Origin of the sequence: Pontibacillus marinus BH030004 = DSM 16465, from assembly GCF_000425225.1 — a bacterium.
GTDB lineage: Bacteria > Bacillota > Bacilli > Bacillales > BH030062 > Pontibacillus > Pontibacillus marinus.
This window is the reverse complement of the sequence record NZ_AULJ01000047.1, coordinates 22,511-40,736: the sequence shown is the minus strand read 5'-3', so window position 1 is coordinate 40,736 and position 18,226 is coordinate 22,511. Positions and strand designations below refer to the sequence as shown.

Sequence of the window (18,226 nt, the reverse complement as noted above, 5' to 3'; positions counted from 1 at the left end):
TCCCAGAACTACGGCGGTTCCGTTAGTCACCATTCGGCAAAGGTGGGCTGTGGAACGGGTTGACTCCAGCGGAAGAACGGAGTGACGAGACCCCGCAGAGAGCTTGCGAATGAGGAGGCTTTAAAGTTAACAATGAAGTTCGGTTAAAACCGCTACTTCCTGTAGCAACACCGAACTACCCCACGTCGTGTGGGGCAGCAGGAACGCCCCCCGTTCCCCAGCCCGCCGCTCTCCACAAAAGCAACGGAACCATACGACACTTTATCTCGAAACTAAGTCTTCCACATAAGGGGGCTTGTAATAAGCTTCTAAACATAAAAAGAAGCCCATTGGCCAGTGCCAATGGGCTTCTTACATATTCCTTAACCTTCTAATAGTAGGTTATAAGGATCTTCAATCATTTCTTTAATGCGCACTAGGAACTGTACAGCTTCTTTTCCGTCTACGATACGGTGGTCGTAAGAAAGAGCGATGTACATCATAGGGCGAACCTCAATGGAGTCGTCTGGCATTACCATCGGGCGTTTTTGGATGCTGTGCATTCCAAGGATACCAACCTGTGGAGTATTCAAGATTGGTGTAGATAGTAATGAGCCGAAGATTCCTCCGTTTGTAATTGTGAAGGAACCACCTTGTAGGTCATCAAGGCCAAGCTCTTTATCACGAGCCATTTTTCCAAGACGGCCGATTTCTTTTTCGATACCAGCGAAGCCTAGACGGTCCGCGTCACGTACAACTGGTACAACGAGTCCGTCATCTGTAGATACCGCCATACCGATATCATAGAATTGTTTCTTCACAATTTCATCGCCTTGGATTTCAGCGTTAAGAAGTGGGAACTCTTTAAGAGCACCAACAACGGCTTTCGTGAAGAAGGACATGAAACCAAGTTTTACATCATGCTTATCTTGGAACTGATCCTTACGCTCTTTACGAAGGTTCATAACAGCTGTCATATCGACTTCGTTAAATGTTGTAAGCATGGCTGCACTCTGTTGCGCTTCTACAAGACGCTTAGAGATCGTTTGGCGACGACGAGACATTTTCTCGCGCTCAACTGGCTTAGAGAATTCCGTTTTCTCAGAAGACTTGTCTTCTTTCTTCTTCTCTTTTTTGCCACTTCCGCCTTTTGAGCTTGCAGGCTCTTCTTTCCCTTTTTTCGCTGCTTCCTCAACATCCTCTGGGCGTATACGGCCTAGTGGATCCTTAGGATATACTTTGCTTAGGTCAATGCCTAGCTCACGTGCTTTTTTACGTGCAGCTGGAGATGCAATGGATTCTTTGTTTGGATCCTGCTCTTCTCCACCCTGTTGTTCTTTAGCTTCTTGTTTCTCTTCTTGCTTTTCATCCTGTTGCTCTTGCTTAGAATCGTCCTGAGACGCTTCTTTTGGTTCTTCTTTCTCTTTGCTATCGGAGGAGCCGCCACCTTCGCCGCTCTCGTCTACTTTGGCAATTGTGTCGCCTACTTCTACATCATCGCCCTCTTGAACGAGAACTTCAGCGAGGACACCACTATAGTCTGAATTCACTTCAACGTTTACTTTATCTGTTTCAAGCTCAAGAATGGCATCGCCTTTCTCGACTTGGTCTCCTTCGCTAACTAGCCATTCGGCTACGGTACCTTCTGTAATGGATTCTGCGAGCTCTGGTACTTTAATTTCCTTCATTGGAATCTCCTCCTTTAGATAGCTTTAGTGCTTCCTGGATGATTCTGTTCTGTTCAGTTTTGTGTATATTTGGTTCCCCAACAGCTGGTGATGAACGCTTAGGACGTCCAATATAGCTGATCTCTTGATTTTTCTTCACTAGACGATAGAGGGTTTCTTTTACGAAATCCCAGCTTCCCATATTACGTGGCTCTTCTTGAACCCAAACCACTTCTTCAATATTGGAATAATAGTCCAAGATCTCTTCTAATTGCTTTTCAGGGAATGGATAAATTTGTTCTGCTCGAACGATATGCAGCCAATCCCAATCACGGTCTTTTTCATTATCAATTTGTTCTTCTAAATCAATCATGACTTTACCGCTTCCGATAACTAGGCGTTTTACCTTCGTCTTCTTCTTCCCAAGACCTGGTTGCTCCATAAGTGGCTTAAAGGACTCTTCACTGAAGGCTTTCCCTTCTGAAGCAACGCGTTGGTTACGAATTAGACTCTTCGGCGTCATGAGTACCAGAGGACGTGCAGCATCTTTATTTCCAATCGCCGCTTGACGACGCAGTAAGTGGAAGTATTGTGCTGAGGACGTAACGTTCGCTACCGTCCAGTTATACTCGGCACTTAACGTTAAGAAACGCTCTAAGCGAGCACTAGAGTGTTCAGGTCCCTGTCCCTCATATCCATGTGGTAAAAGAAGTGCAAGGCTAGATTTTTCGCCCCATTTTGCACGTCCAGCAGAAATGAATTGATCAATTATAACTTGACCCGCATTCGTAAAGTCGCCGTACTGTGCTTCCCAAAGAACAAGAGTCTCAGGAGCGTGTACACTATAGCCGTATTCAAAGCCTAACACACCTGCTTCAGATAATGGGCTATTATACACTTCAAAGGATGCATTTGCTTCTTCTAAGCCATGCATAGGGCAATACGTAGAGCCATCCTCTACATCATGTAGCACTAGATGACGGTGAGCAAATGTACCTCGTTGACTGTCTTGTCCAGTTAAACGAATCGGCATTCCATCTTTAAGGATTGAAGCAAATGCTAATGATTCACCTGTAGCCCAGTCAACTTTATTTCCTTCTTCAAGTACATTTTCGCGACGCTGTAGAATCTTTTCTAGTTTTTTCAATCCATTAAAGCCTTCCGGACGCTTGAGTAAGCCTTTGTTTAAGGCTTTCAAATCATCTAATGGTACAGCTGTTTCAATGGATTCAAGACCATTCACCATTTCTTCAGGTACATTCGGTTCATCCATTTCACCTGTTTCGTTTTCCTTCATGTTTTCATAAATATCACGAAGGTTTTGGTGAACTTCTTCTTGCATATTGTTGTACTCTTCTTCAGTAAGAACTCCTTCATTTTGAAGTTGTTCTGCATAACGTGTAGCAGCCGTTGGATGTTGATCAATACTTTTATACAACTGTGGCTGTGTTCCACGCGGTTCATCCATTTCGTTGTGGCCATAACGACGATATCCCACAAGATCAATTAAGAAATCTTTATGGAATTTCTTACGATACTCATACGCAAGATTAATCGCGGATAAGCAAGCCACTGGATCATCTGCATTTACGTGAACAATTGGAATCTCATACCCTTTAGCCAGGTCACTTGCATAACGAGTAGAGCGCCCATCCTTTTCAATTGTTGTAAATCCTACAAGGTTGTTCGCAATAAGATGTAGAGATCCTCCAGCACGATAACCTGGTAAATCACTCATATTTAAAGTTTCTGCCACTACACCTTCACCAGGGAATGCTGCATCCCCATGAATCATAATAGGAAATGCTTTTCCTGTGTCCTGTTCAGCCCAACCACGATTACTACGGTCATCCTGTGCTGCACGTGCAAAGCCTTGTACAACAGGATCAACAAACTCTAAGTGCGAAGGGTTATGTGCAAGTGTCACTCGAGTCGTACGTTCTTCATCCTTCTCAACCTCACGACTTGCTCCAAAGTGATACTTTACGTCCCCTGTCCAACCATAGTTAATCCCGATTGAACCTTCTGAAGGCACTAACTCTTTGTTTGGTGCATGATGAAACTCGGAGAAAATCATATCGTATGGTTTCCCTAATACGTGAGCTAACACGTTTAATCGACCACGGTGTGCCATCCCCATCATAATATGATCGACATCATCCTCTGATGCTGCTTGAACCATATGATCAAGCATCGGTACCATAACGTCTAAACCTTCGATAGAGAAACGTTTTTGTGCTACAAACGTTTTGCCTAGGAAGTGTTCAAATCCTTCTACCTGGGCTAATCGTTTTAACACTTGTTTCTTCTGATCTGCCGAAAACTCTTTCACATAATCTCCGTTCTCAATTGTATTCTGAAGCCATTCACGCTCTTGATCATTATTCACATGATCTACTTCGAATGAAATCTTACCTGAATAACGTTTCTTCAGCGTTTCTACAACTTGTAGACCATTAGATATATGGTTAGGAGCCTCACTCCAGATCCACTTAGCTGGAATTGATTCCAAATCCTTTTCTGATAAACCATATGTTTTCAGATCAAGTGTAGGAGAATAACGCTCTTCTTTTTGCCCTACTGGATAAATATCCGCTTCCATATGACCGTAACGACGAATAGCCTCAACCAATTTCATTGCTGAGGTTACTTTTTGAATATCTCCAGCTGATGGCCCTTGTACAGAAGTTCCGCCGCCTTGAGCATCCATCCAATCAGGTGCTCCGTATTGATCAAATACATCTTTTAAGGACGGGTCAACTTTTGCAGGGTCATCTAAGTATAGATCGTACTGTTCTTCAATGTACCCCATGTTGGGGCCATGAAATTGTTCCCAAATGTTTTCATTAGACCCATTATTCGACACGATTTACTACCTCCAATAGAAGTTCGCTTTCTCTGACGTAAACGTTTGCAAACTCATCTTCTATTATAATGATTTTCCGTTTTCTTCTTCAACTACTTTACCCTAGTTTTTTTCATGAAAACAAAAAAAAATTCGAAATTTGTTGAAGAAAAGTGTAAAAATAAGAAAAAGCACCATTGAAAAATGAAAACAATGGTGCTAATTCTATAGCTTATTCTTCATCTTCACCAACTGTATAGGCCATAGAAAACAGCTCAAGTTGGCTATCAATTGGTTTTTCACCTTTGTCCCTTTTTACATAGTGGTAATTTCCATCTGAATCTTGAACTCGTGCTTTCATGTTATCCTCAAGCATAATTTTCAATATGTTTTGCAGGCGCTTTTTTATGCCCCCATCATAGATAGGGAATAACAATTCAACTCGTTTTTCCATATTCCTTGTCATCATATCAGCTGAAGAGAGGTACATTTTCCCTTCACCATTTTTATGGAAATAATAGATGCGACTATGCTCTAAAAATCTTCCAACAATACTTGTGACACGTATGTTCTCACTTACCCCTTTAATACCAGGCCGTAAACAACAAATTCCACGGACGATTAAATCAATTTTGACTCCCGCTCGTGATGCTTCATAAAGTTTCATAATAATCTTTTTATCTGTCAGAGAGTTCATTTTTGCAATAATACGACCATTGCCATGCTGTTTATGACTTTGAATTTCTTGATCCGTTAAAGCTAAGAAATCTCTTCGAATATCAAAAGGAGCCATTGAGATGTGGTGGTAATTCGGTTTTTCTGTGTAGCCGCTCAAATAATTAAAGAAGTTCGTTGCATCGATCCCAAATTTACGATTAGAAGTAATAATTCCCATATCCGTATATAATTTGGCAGTTTGGTCGTTATAATTTCCTGTTCCGAGATGAACTAATCGGTCGATTCTATTCTTCCTCTTACGCACGACCAGCGTAATTTTACTATGTGTTTTTAGATAGTTCATCCCGTAAATAACGTGACAACCAGATTTCTCAAGTTCTTTTGCCCATTGAACGTTATTTTCTTCGTCAAAACGTGCCTTAAGCTCAACCAATACCGTAACCTGCTTACCATTTTCTGCAGCACGCTTTAACCCTTCTATAATAGGTGAATCTCCACTAACCCGATACAAGGTTTGCTTGATAGCTAATACATCCGGATTATCTGCAGCATCCTCAACAAAATCAACGACTGGCTGAAATGATTCATAAGGGTGGTGAAGAAAGATATCTCGTTCATTTACAAGCTCAAATAAATCTTCTTCAGAGCCGACGTCTTTAGGGGGTTGTGGAATAAGCCCTCCATACACAAGGTGGTCTTTGTCATCCTCCAGATCCCCATAGAATTTAAAAAGATAGGTTAAATCCAAGGGGCCATCAACTTCATATACGTCTTTTCGATGGATTTCCAGAACATTTAAAAGAAATTGAAGTACTTTGGGGTCATACTGATCTTTTTTTATTTCAAGACGTACTGCTGCCCCCCATTTCCTCTTTTTTAATTCTTTCTCAATCTCTTTTAGAAGATCACGAGCACCTTCTTCATGGATTGTCATATCTGCATTTCGTGTGATCCGGAACTCTGTCACAGATTTAACTATATAACCAGCAAACATCTTATATAGAAAGTGACTAATGATATCCTCAAGCATTATAAACTTACGAACCTTTTCGTTGGAGGCGTCCAGTTCTACATATCGATTTAATACAGAAGGAACTTGTACAATAGCCGTTTTATGACCTTCTTCTTCTACGTCAAATTCATCTTCAAGTACAACCGTTAAATTAATACTCTTATTTAGAAGCATAGGGAAGGGACGATATGCATCGACAGCCATAGGTGTTAAGACAGGAAAGATTTGTTCATCAAAGAATTCTTCCATCACCCGATACTGTTCTCGAGTGAGTTCATTCATCGAGACAAATGAGATGTTCTCTTCTTTTAACATGGGAAGGAGCACGTTTTGATATGTAGAGTACTGCATATCAACTAGCTTATGATTTTTATCTGAGATCTTGGAGAGTTGTTCTTTGGGTGTTAATCCTGCTTTATTTTCTGGTTTGTTAAAACCTGCTTTCACCTGATCCTTTAGTCCAGCTACCCGAACCATAAAAAATTCATCTAAGTTTGAGCTAAATATCGCTAAAAATTTCAGTCGTTCTAATAAAGGGTTATGCTTATCTAAGGATTCTTGCAATACCCGCTCATTAAAAGCAAGCCAACTCAATTCTCTATTATTGTAGTAAAGAGGATTCCCTAATTCATTTGTTTGTTTCATTCGTCTCCATCACCCTTCCTCTGTATTGAGACATATGAGTCACTTGAATTTTACCAAGTGATTATAAAGCAGATATGAATTTGATATGAAGATATTGTTAACAAAGTGATACTTTGATATTAGGCTTGATGTTATAACTTTTAAATAAAAAAAAGAGATAGCTTTATTATGCTACCCCTCATATGGTTGGAAACAAACGTGTACATTTCGTTTAATCGCTTTTTCAAGATGTTTTTTCTGTTTTTCTACTTGATATTCTTCTGGTAAAGATTCCTGATTACAATACACTTGCATATGCAATTCTTCTTTTTGAACATCCACTCGAATGTCTTCTACAATTCCTCTCCTAGTCGAATCTAAGCTAAAAGAAAATTTCGTAATAGCTCCTAGTAAGCGAAGTTTTTTCTTCTCGTCTTTTAAGAACCAATGCTTATATGGGTGAGCAAATTGTTTAAAAATCGATTTACTCTTAAATGATGCAATTAACGCTACCTTCAAGCGGTCCTTATGAAAGAGACCGTCAATTGTTCGATTAGCTAGTAAATAAAAGGTGTGCTGAGAGCTAGATTCTGAATCAATATAACCTCCTAAGTTATAAACAAAAGCTCCTCTTTTCAGAAGACTTACATCCTCTTCTGTGAAAGAAAAGTCTCCATCTCCATGCTCTTGAAGCTCATTCGTAATTTTCATAGCTATATCGGTTGCTTTAAGCACATGCTTATAGTTGATATCGAAATCAGAAGCTAGTTCATTAAAGCTTTCTTCAATTACATTTGGAAAAATTGAAATGCCAAAATCTGTTGTTAGTTGTTCATTAAACACACCATCACGCAATCCTTTTCTACTCAATACAAAAGATTTTGCACCCACAATATCATATAAAGAATCGAAAACCTCAATAGCTGGCAAAATAATATCTGCTCTATCTTTCGAGAGACCTTCTACCTTTTGTAGTTTCTTAAAGTTTAAAGTCATTAAATATTGCTTTATAAATTGGATATCATGGTCTTTGATACTGTATTGATGAAGACCTGCAAGTGGATATTCTTTTAAGGATTGGTCTACTTGAGCAAGGTTACGAGCACTTCCTCCTATCCCGATTAGCGGGACTTGCCGACCTTTTAACCAAGGCAGTGATTCGAACTGATCCTTAAGATAACCACTAAGCTTTTTCATTTCATGTTCGGTAGGCACTTCACCTTTGACAAACATGTTTTTCAGCGTCAATGCACCGAACGGAAAGCTGTGAGAATATTGAATTTTGCGGTTTTCAAAATAGGTTACTTCCGTACTTCCACCACCAATATCGATGGTAACTCCGTCTGTTATTGAGGTGGAATTTACCACAGCTAAATAACCATAATACGCCTCTTCTCGTTCAGATAAAATGATCATATTGTAACCGATCTGTTCTTCAACTCGCGCAATTATTTCCTCTTGATTTGTGGATTGACGAATGGTTGCGGTTGCTACACAAACAAGCTGGTCTAATTGGTAAGAGTCCGTTACCTCTTTGAAACTTTTTAATATCTTTAATAGATTTTGGATACCGTCTTCATTCAACTCACCAGTATCTTCTAAATAATTACGCAGGCGAGCCACGGCTTTTACGTTTTCTACTTCTTTAAACCTTCCACTCTTATTCCGAAGATAGATCACTAGTCGAACCGTATTCGACCCTATATCGATAATGGCATAATGATGTTTGTCCAAAAGTTACCCACCTTTATAAATGTGGTTCTAGAATGGTTTCAGTATAGCATATTTACACCTCTTTATGCCTTAATCGTAAGCTCATGTCACCTGAGGATTCGACATAAAATCTGATTAAGTCTTTAGAGCAATTTTATATTTAATGTTATCAATCGTATCTGCTTTAACCTGGTTCCTGCCATTTTCTTTTGCTTCATACAATCCACTGTCTGCCGTTTGTATCAAATCTTCTGTATTTATGTGCTCTTTAGGGAAAATCGAAGCAACCCCTACACTTACCGTGACCACTGGTTTCACTTTGGATGATTTATGCGGAATGGATAGGTGTTCTATATCTGAACGTATCTTTTCTGCTAGAACTAGTGCTCCATCCAAGTTAGTCTCTGGTAAAATTACAGAGAACTCTTCTCCACCATATCTTGCTACGAAATCACGTGGTCGATTAACGGAAGCTTTTATTGAACGAGCAACTTGCTTAAGACAAGCATCTCCTTGTAGATGTCCATAAGTGTCATTGTATAACAAATGGTCAATATCGATCATGAGCAAGGACAGTGCTCTTCCATTAGCCAAAGCATCATCCCACTCCGTGGCTAAGGTTTCATCATAATAACGTCGATTCGGAATTCCTGTAAGCCCATCTAATTGTGATAGTTCACGTAACATTTGATTGGCATCTTTCAATTGCTGTTCAATCTCTTTTTGCTCTGTGACGTCATGGATGATTCCCATTATAGCTTTATGTCCATTGTATTTAATCAGCTTTGTCCCAACATTAGCTTGAACAATATTTCCTTCTCTATGTAGGAATCGAATATCATTCAGTCGCTTACTTACCTTATTCGTTTCCATTGCTCTAGTGATTCGATATGCTACTATTTCACGATCATCTGGGTGGATAAACTCAAATATAGATTCTCCTACAAGCTCTTCAACTTGATTTACTCCTATGAAACTTAAAGCTTTATCATTTATAAACTCAATCTTTGTATCCTTTAAAACAAAGATAACCTCTGGAGAAAGGTGAATTAAGCTGCGATATTGCTCTTCACTTTCCTTAACCTTCTTCTCTATTTGTTTTTGTACAGATATATCATGTGCAACTCCTATTACACCAATAATTTCTTCCTCAATAATAATAGGGGCAGTATTAACAGTAAGGCTTATGATCGCCCCATCCTTATGAACAAGTTCAGTCTGGAACGTAACAGACTCCCCTTCTTTAACCTTGTTAAAATTCAAAAGTGTATCCTCAATACATTCTTTATCGATTAGAGGTATAAAAGTTGACCCTTGTAAATCATCTTTAGAGTATCCAGTGATAACTTCAGCTGATTTATTTATTTGCTGAAAGTGTCCAAATAAATCAAGTGTGAAGGTTGCACTTTGATTGTATTCAAATAGAGACTTATATTGTTGTTCTCTATGAGCAAGTTGATTCTTCATCTCTTCCAATTGATAGTTTGATTCCTCTAACTTTTGATTGAATTCCTGTAATTTATAAAAGTTTTGATTTGATTGAAAGATGTAATTTGCAACATAGAAGGATATAATGCCTCCAATTAAAGCGATAATCCAATCTACTCTATAAATACTCATTAAAGCTTCATAGTTATTATTAAAAACACCGAGAGTGAAGTACAGTGCCAAATAAACTATAGCTATGCTAACCACATTCATAATGATAAATTTTATAGCTGGTATAAACGGTAATTTTGTCATAAGCGCACAAACAATGCCGATAGCAAACATGAGTAACATGGCTGTTATAGAGACCTCTGAAAAACCACCAACTAAAACCACACGCGCTATACCAATGATGAACGCCGATCCCAAAGCAGCTGGAACCCCAAAAAACATAGCCGCTATAACAGTAGCAATATGTCTTAAGTCAACGAACACCTCAGCATTAACTTGAATGCTAAATAACATTAAGATAATGCCAAGGACTCCAAATAATACTCCAGCAACAAGTTGTGTATCTAAACGATGGAATATAGTTTGATAAATATATCCTTTATGTATTTCCTTTGATAACATTCCTATAATAAATAAATAAGCTATGATTACCGCAACATTCATGGTTAAATCTAAAAACATTCATACTCCCCCCATATACAAAAAGACTTGATAACTAAATTCTACCAACAAATAAGCAAAATGTCCTACTTTACTCTTATTTTTTTAAATCTATTATGATAGAAATCATTTCACCTTCAATCAAGTCTCTTAGATGACTTGGCATCACCATATTCTTATCCCATAAAAATATACCAGCCCACACTCTCATGTAGACTGGTATCTGATTTAATTTTATTTATCGATTCAACAAACTACCCACATAACGTAACAATTCATTCGCTGATGATGAGTTATACCCATAGCTATCTACAAGGGTAGCAATCACCTCATTCACCTTCTTCAACTGCTGCTCATCAGGAGTTTTTGTAGATGTTGTGATTTTAACCACGTCTTTCAGATCAGCAAACAGTTTCTTTTGAATCGCTTCTCTCAGGCGTTCGTGTGAAGAGTAATCGAATTTTTTACCTTTACGAGCATAGGCTGAAATCCGAATTAGGATCTCTTCTCGGAATGCTTTTTTCGCATTCTCCGAAATTCCGATTTGCTCCTCTATGGAACGCATCAGCTTTTCATCTGGATTTAATTCTTCACCTGTAAGTGGATCACGTAGTTTCGTTTTATTACAGTACGCTTCAACATTATCAAGGTAGTTATCCATAAGCGTTTTAGCTGATTCCTCATAAGAGTACACAAACGCTTTTTGCACTTCTTTCTTTGCAATCTCATCGTACTCTTTTCGTGCAATTGAGATAAAGTTGAGATAACGCTCCTTATCTTCTTTAGAAATGGAGGCATGACTGGATAATCCATCTTTTAAGGAACGTAATACATCAAGTGCATTAATAGATGTCATTTCTTTTTTAATAATCGTTGATGAGATACGGTTAATCACATAACGAGGGTCAATCCCACTCATCCCCTCATCATGATGCTCATTTTTCAGCTCTTCTACATCCACATCACTAAAGCCTTCGACCACTTCCCCGTCATAAAGACGCATCTTCTTCAGCAGATCTACTTGGTTATTTGACGAATCTTTCAAACGTGTCAAAATCGTAAACATTGCCGCTACTTTTAAAGTATGAGGAGCAATGTGTACATCTTTAATATCACTTTCGCGAATCATCTTTTCATAAATTCGCTCTTCCTGTGTCACTTTTAAGTTATAAGGTACAGGCATAACAATCATACGCGAGTGTAATGCTTCATTTTTCTTATTGGCAATAAACGAACGATATTCCGATTCGTTGGTGTGAGCGATGATCATCTCATCAGCACTTATTAAGGCAAATCTCCCCGCTTTAAAGTTTCCTTCTTGTGTAAGAGAAAGCAAGTGCCATAAAAACTTCTCATCACATTTCAGCATCTCCTGAAACTCCATGATGCCTCGGTTTGCTTTATTCAGCTCACCATCAAAACGATATGCGCGAGGGTCTGATTCCGATCCATATTCAGCAATGGTTGAAAAGTCGATCGATCCAGTTAAATCTGCAATATCCTGAGATTTTGGATCTGACGGGCTGAAGGTACCGATCCCTGTTCGCTTATCCTCAGAGAAGAAGATTCGCTCGACTTTCACATCCTCAATGCGTCCTCCATACTCTTCTTCAACACGCATCATATTTAGAGGTGAAAGATTTCCTTCAATTCGGATGCCGTATTCGTCTGCAAAATCATCACGTAAATGATGAGGTACTAAGTGTAGAGGGTCCTCATGCATTGGGCAGCCTTTAATCGCATAAACTGCACCTTCATCTGTATGAGAAAAGCGCTCTAATCCTCTTTTCAATAAGGTCACTAATGTAGATTTACCACCGCTTACCGGTCCCATTAAAAGCAAGATTCGTTTTCGAACATCTAAGCGCATCGCTGCTGGGTGAAAATATTCTTCTACTAATCGTTCCATTGCTTCTTCTAAGCCGAAAATTTCGTTATCAAAAAACTTGTAGTTGAACTTCCCATTTTCTTCCTCAATGCCCGAATGTTTGATCATATTATAAACACGTGAATGCGCAGACTGTGCAAGATATGGTCGTTCTTTCACCATCTCTAAATACTCTGCAAACGTCCCTTCCCACTTCAAATTTTCCTCTTCTTCCCGGTAGTCTTGAATTTTTTTTAAAATGTCCACGTAAAAGACCTCCCCTGTCGATGTTGGGCATTTGCTAATTAGTACAGTCTATGACGAGGGTGGGAGAAAAATGAGTTTGAGTTGGAACATTCGATTCTTTTTCATTTTAGTAAGATAATTCCATTCGAAGGATAAATGTGACAACAACATGAAAAATACATCATCATTTTACTTTTCCATTCACACTTTTGTATAATTTGGGTATAATAAATAATAGCGACTATAGACGTTTGTATTACATAAGGAGGCCAATACCATGAAATTAACTTTACTAATGGGTGTCGTCGTGACGTTTATTGTATCGATCTTCACAGCTGGCTACGACACGAAAAGATAACTTAAATAAATCATAAAACGCTCAGAGTTCATGCTCTGAGCGTTTTTTATATGAGAATCCAATCTCAAGCCTATTTTATAATCTTGACCTTTTTAATTTTTCTTCCTTCAATCTCTAATATTTTGAATGTTAAGTTATTCTTTTCTAATACCGAGCCTTCCTCAGGGAATTCACTGAACTCTTCTAATAAATAACCCGCTAATACATCTTTATCCTCGGGTATGTCTGTTTCAAATAATGAGTTTAATTTATGCAACGTAATTTTACCATGACAGATGATTTCGGTTGCTGTCATTTTTTCTACAATAGAATCTTCTTCGGTATCCATTTCGTCTTCAATTTCTAAACCAATCATGGCTTCAATAGCATCTTCATGAGTGAGGATTCCCTCCGTACCACCATATTCATCTAATACAATAGCCATATGATTCTTCTCCTTGGTCATTTTACGAAATACCCACTCAACATTGTGGAACTCATACACAATCAATGGGTCCTTATAACAGAAGTCTTTCAAAGGTTTTTCACTATCCATAGACCAGGAAACTAAATATTTGGAATGGAAAATAGCTATAATATCATCCATATCTTCACCATAAACCGGATAACGGGTATATGGATTTTGAATAACGACCTCTCGTACTTCTTCATAGGATGCCGTACTTGGTAATGCAGTAATCTCTACTCTGGGTGTTTTCAGTACATCTTTTACATTTAGTTTATAGAAGTCTAAAACACCTTTAATTCGTTGATATTCAGCCTTATTAAACGTTCCTTCTGAATCTGCTACGTCCACCATTGTTCGTAACTCTTCTTTCGATATGGTAACTTCACTTGGTTTCCCTTTAGCGATCGCTTTGGTCACAAATCCAGTCAGCCAATTCAAGACAATGGTAACCGGCTTAAATGCTAATACAAAAAAACGAATCACCGGAGACACCATTAAAGCAATACGATCGGGATACGCTGCTGCAACAGACTTTGGAATAACTTCAGAAAAGATAATAATGGTAACTGTTAAAATAGCTGATGCGACACCAACACTAAACCCATATTGAATAGCGAGAGTCGTAACAAGTGTTGGTAGCAAAATATTCGCTATATTATTCCCAATCAATATCGTTGTAATAAACTCACTGGGGCGAGATATTAGGTTTAAAAGCTTTTCTGCTTTTTTATCATTTTGGTTGACCCTCGATTGAAGTTTCATCTTATTGGTCGCTGTTAAAGCTGTCTCACTTCCAGAGAAAAAAAGCGAGACGAATAACAAGAATATGATGGCAATAATCACAAGGATATGTCCTCCTATATTATGGTCTTAGTAATAGTGAATGTTGATATTATGTAAAATAAACGAACTAGAGCTTTTATTATAAACTTAACAGCTTTTTAAAGGAAATAAATCGAAATGAAAAAGGACTAACCCTTTAAGATTAGTCCTTCCCCTAAATATTTTTTATGACACCTAAGAATTACTTTAATCCAGGAAAACCCTGCTGCCTCATCACTTCATATACAATTACAGCTGCTGTATTGGATAGATTCAATGAACGCACTTTATCATTCATATGAATACGCAGGCAACGTTCTTCCTTTCCTTCAAGCAAGGATGTGGGGATTCCATCTGTTTCCCTTCCAAAGACAAACAAAATATCTTCTTCCGGGTCACTATAATCAAAATCCGTCCAATACCCTGTTCCGAAGTTTTCAATATAGTAAAAGCTCCCCTCAGGAAAGGACTCGTATAATTCTTCTATACCGTCATAATAACGGATATCAACATCATGCCAATAATCCAATCCAGCTCGACGAAGCATTTTATCATCTGTGGAAAATCCAAGTGGACGAATCAAATGGAGAACTGTATCCGTTGCTAGGCATGTTCTTGCTATATTTCCCGTGTTTGCGGGAATCTCAGGTTGATACAACACAATATGGAGTGGCATCACGTTCACCTCTTCCTTGTACTAACCTGAGTATTATATCATATTTTCATTCACCAATTCGGAAAAATTTATATTGAATTTGAGGTGTATAGGCAGTGGAGTCCTCGTAGTTCCAGAACCGATGGTAGCTATTCGACGTATGCGCATTTACTAATGGCTCATCATTTGCATCCTTAGCTACCACAATCGTTGTATGATTCCATCGCCCATCTCCTTCGAAATCGTAACAGATCACATCACCTAGCATAAGATCAGAAGCCCTTTCCAACCTCTTTCCTTGTATACCTTGTTGTGCTCCACTTAGGTACCACCTCATAGCATTGGCAACGCTCCAGCTATAACTCCAGGTTTTAGCAGAGTACCACCATCCCTTAGAACGATTAGGTGATCCCCACATTGGTGCACCACCTGCACGAAGACATTGTGAAATATAATTGGTACAATCATTCTCAAAGGCGCGATAAGCTGGGTTATAATCATTCCACCAACGATTAGCATATTGAACAGCTTTTTGACGGTCATAAGTAAACCTCGTATCTAAAGGAGTGGCATCCTCCCACTCAAGACTACCATTTTGCCTTGGCTCATCATGTAAACTTGATTCTATAGGAACATCTGAAATAAGGTCGCCATTTTTAAACGTAGCTCGGTGAGGTTTCTCCGCTTCTTCTATATAAAACTCTTTCCCATTTTTAATGAAGAGAGTCACATATAATGTGTAATCTACAATAATATGATGCCCTGAAGGCTGGACTGTTCGAAAAGGTACTCCTTCAGCCATTAAACGCGCCACATGATTTCCACGCTCTTCGTGTTTACATACCTTTTTAGAAATCCATGACTCCTCATCCATTCGATTAAATTTCACTTGCTCTATTTGACTTTGCCAATAGGAATTAAGTTTTTTCACGAACGACATGGGCAGCCCCCCTCTCCTACAATTTATGAGGGGATTCTGTTTTATATGATAAAGTTAACCTGGTGTTTGAGGGTCCATTTTACATGCACTTTTTTCTTATTGTTACTATTTTAGTCGTTCTTCTATTAAAGCCCCTGTTTGTGGAAGACTTGGAATTGAGATAAAGTGCGAGGAGGCAGTGCAGGGGGCGAGGGAATTCGGCGTCTACCCGAGGGATTCCATCACCTACCCGAGGGATTCTGTCGCCTACCCGAGCGATTCCTTCGCTTACCCGAGCCATTCCTTCGCCTACCCAAGCGATTCCTTCGCCTACCCAAGCGATTCCTTCGCCTACCCGAGCGATTCCTTCGCCTACCCGAGGGATTCCTTCGCCTACCCGAGGGATTCCGTCGCTTACCCGAGCGATCCCATCGCATACCCGAGGGATTCCGTCGCTTACCCGAGCAATTCTGTCGCCTCCCTCAAGAACACAGCCCAACCAAAAAATGCAAGCGCCACTCCTCTAAAGAGAAGCGACGCTTGCATGCTCATGTGATAATAATTGTTTTTTCTTATCAAGTCCACCCGCGTAGCCAACAAGAGCCCCATTGCTCCCGATTACGCGATGACAAGGAAAGATGATTGAAATGGGATTTTTATTTACCGCTCCCCCAATTGCTCTAACAGCACGTGGAGCTTGAATCTTTAATGCTATATCTTTGTAAGACCGTGTTTCGCCATATGGAATATCTCTTAAAGCTTTCCATACATGTTTCTGAAATGGGGTTCCGTAAAAGTCGAAATGTAGATCAAAATCATCTCTTTGATCTGCAAAATACTCTTGCAATTGTTGTTTCACGTCTTGGAACTTTTCTGCATCGTGAACAAATTCTACACATAAAAAATATTTTCTTGCCCAGCTACTAACCTTCGACTCTACATCCCGTAAGCTTCCATAATCAATGCGACACAGGCCTTTATCTGTTGCAAATAACGTAAGAGGACCTACTGGCGACTCCATTTCATCATAATAAAGAAAGGAACGTTTTGACATAATAACCCCTTCTTGTTGAAAGATTTTCCATCATTGTACATGGTATTCAATTTTTATGAAAGTTGTTTAGGCTCTTTTTCTAGTAATTTTATCCCTTTTTCCATTTCCGCTATTACTTCAGCATCGTTTTCTTTTTGTTTTGCTAGCATAATGGAATCATATGCATCAGGGTTCCCAATCTTTCCTAACGCCCATGCAGCCGTTCCACGAATAACTGGACGAGGGTCCTCTTTCATAAGTCGAACTAAATCATCATTAGCTGAGTCATCTTTAAAATGAGCTAACGCAAGTATGGCATTACGTTGGATTGGTTTTTTGCCTCTCCATGACCCCGCCATCTCTCCATATGTTTCTTTAAACTCCCGGTTCGAGATGGACAATAGCGGTTTAAGCTTCGGCTTCACTTTTTCAGGGTCTGGTTGAAATTCTTCGTGTATTAAATTCCGCTTACGTTTATTTTTAGGACAAACGGTTTGACATGTGTCACATCCATACAAACGATTCCCAATCACTCCTCGATACTCATCAGGTAAGAAGCCCTTCGTTTGCGTTAGAAATGCTATACATTTTTGTGCGTTCAATTGACCGCCCTGAATCAATGCACCTGTCGGACAGGCATCTACACAAATGTTACAGTCCCCACAGCTATCTTCAACAGGATCATCAGGAGAAAAAGGAATGTTTGTAATCATTTCACCGAGATACACATAGGAACCAAACTCTTCCGTTATCAAGTTCGTGTTTTTTCCGGTGAAACCAATACCTGCTCGCTCAGCTACAGCACGGTCAGACAACTCTCCTGTGTCCACCATGGAACGAAAAACAAAACCAGGATACTTCTCCTCTAAATATTCCGCTAGTTTATTTAAACGATCACGCAGAACATCATGGTAGTCTTGCCCCCAAGAAGCGCGACAAAATAGGCCTCGTCGGTCACCTTTTACACTTTGAGGAGCATCTTGTAATTTAGATGGATAGGCAAGTGCGATGGAAATAATCGATTTGGCTTCCGGAACTAGGTTTTGGGGTTGAGTTCGTTCATCCACTGTTCCCTTTTCGAAACCTGATTGGTACCCGTTCTCTTGTTGAGCTCGAAGTCGTTCCTTGAGTTCAGTAAACACATCAGGTGATGCAATACCAATCTTATCTATCCCAATCGACTGACTATACTCAATCATATCTGCTTTTAGTTCGTGAATGTCCATTCCTTTCCCTCCTTTCCTGAGATTATTGTAACGT

General features: G+C 39.3%; 12 protein-coding genes. All 12 read right to left on the bottom strand.

Translation table 11 applies throughout. The features are described 5' to 3' along the window. Window positions 1-362: 362 nt before the first annotated feature. The 12 genes from odhB to queG all read right to left on the bottom strand — a co-directional run bounded on the left by odhB (window position 363) and on the right by queG (window position 18,192). Entirely contained in the window at window positions 363-1,667 is a 1,305-nt protein-coding gene (odhB, locus tag H514_RS0111505; RefSeq protein WP_027447099.1) for a 2-oxoglutarate dehydrogenase complex dihydrolipoyllysine-residue succinyltransferase, read from the bottom strand. Next, on the bottom strand, window positions 1,654-4,515 hold the full coding sequence (locus tag H514_RS0111500) for a 2-oxoglutarate dehydrogenase E1 component (RefSeq protein ID WP_407946863.1): 2,862 nt from the start codon (window positions 4,513-4,515) through the stop codon (window positions 1,654-1,656). The genes odhB and H514_RS0111500 overlap by 14 nt, the downstream gene beginning before the upstream one ends. Window positions 4,516-4,723: 208 nt before the next feature. Then, window positions 4,724-6,826, bottom strand: a complete 2,103-nt coding sequence (locus H514_RS0111495; RefSeq protein ID WP_027447097.1) for an RNA degradosome polyphosphate kinase — start codon at window positions 6,824-6,826, stop codon at window positions 4,724-4,726. A 171-nt stretch (window positions 6,827-6,997) separates the two neighbouring features. After that, entirely contained in the window at window positions 6,998-8,539 is a 1,542-nt protein-coding gene (gene ppx, locus H514_RS0111490; protein ID WP_027447096.1) for an exopolyphosphatase, read from the bottom strand. 114 nt (window positions 8,540-8,653) lie between these two features. Then, window positions 8,654-10,639, bottom strand: a complete 1,986-nt coding sequence (locus H514_RS0111485; RefSeq protein WP_027447095.1) for a diguanylate cyclase — start codon at window positions 10,637-10,639, stop codon at window positions 8,654-8,656. A gap of 217 nt (window positions 10,640-10,856) precedes the next feature. After that, entirely contained in the window at window positions 10,857-12,752 is a 1,896-nt protein-coding gene (locus H514_RS0111480) for a PrkA family serine protein kinase (protein ID WP_027447094.1), read from the bottom strand. Between the two features lie 407 nt (window positions 12,753-13,159). Then, complete coding sequence (locus H514_RS0111470) at window positions 13,160-14,380, bottom strand: hemolysin family protein (protein WP_027447093.1); 1,221 nt, start codon at window positions 14,378-14,380, stop codon at window positions 13,160-13,162. A gap of 181 nt (window positions 14,381-14,561) precedes the next feature. Next, window positions 14,562-15,035, bottom strand: coding sequence for a tRNA (uridine(34)/cytosine(34)/5-carboxymethylaminomethyluridine(34)-2'-O)-methyltransferase TrmL (gene trmL, locus H514_RS0111465; protein WP_027447092.1), 474 nt, complete (start codon window positions 15,033-15,035; stop codon window positions 14,562-14,564). Between the two features lie 46 nt (window positions 15,036-15,081). Further along, window positions 15,082-15,954: an amidase domain-containing protein gene (locus H514_RS0111460; RefSeq protein ID WP_027447091.1), complete on the bottom strand. Its 873-nt coding sequence runs from the start codon at window positions 15,952-15,954 to the stop codon at window positions 15,082-15,084. Between the two features lie 79 nt (window positions 15,955-16,033). Then, window positions 16,034-16,432, bottom strand: coding sequence for a hypothetical protein (locus tag H514_RS0111455; RefSeq protein WP_027447090.1), 399 nt, complete (start codon window positions 16,430-16,432; stop codon window positions 16,034-16,036). A gap of 24 nt (window positions 16,433-16,456) precedes the next feature. Next, the gene (locus H514_RS0111450) at window positions 16,457-16,987 is read right to left on the bottom strand and encodes a methylated-DNA--[protein]-cysteine S-methyltransferase (protein ID WP_027447089.1); all 531 of its coding nucleotides are present in this window, start codon (window positions 16,985-16,987) and stop codon (window positions 16,457-16,459) included. Window positions 16,988-17,040: 53 nt separating this feature from the next. Continuing rightward, window positions 17,041-18,192, bottom strand: coding sequence for a tRNA epoxyqueuosine(34) reductase QueG (queG, locus tag H514_RS0111445; RefSeq protein WP_027447088.1), 1,152 nt, complete (start codon window positions 18,190-18,192; stop codon window positions 17,041-17,043). Window positions 18,193-18,226 lie beyond the last annotated feature (34 nt).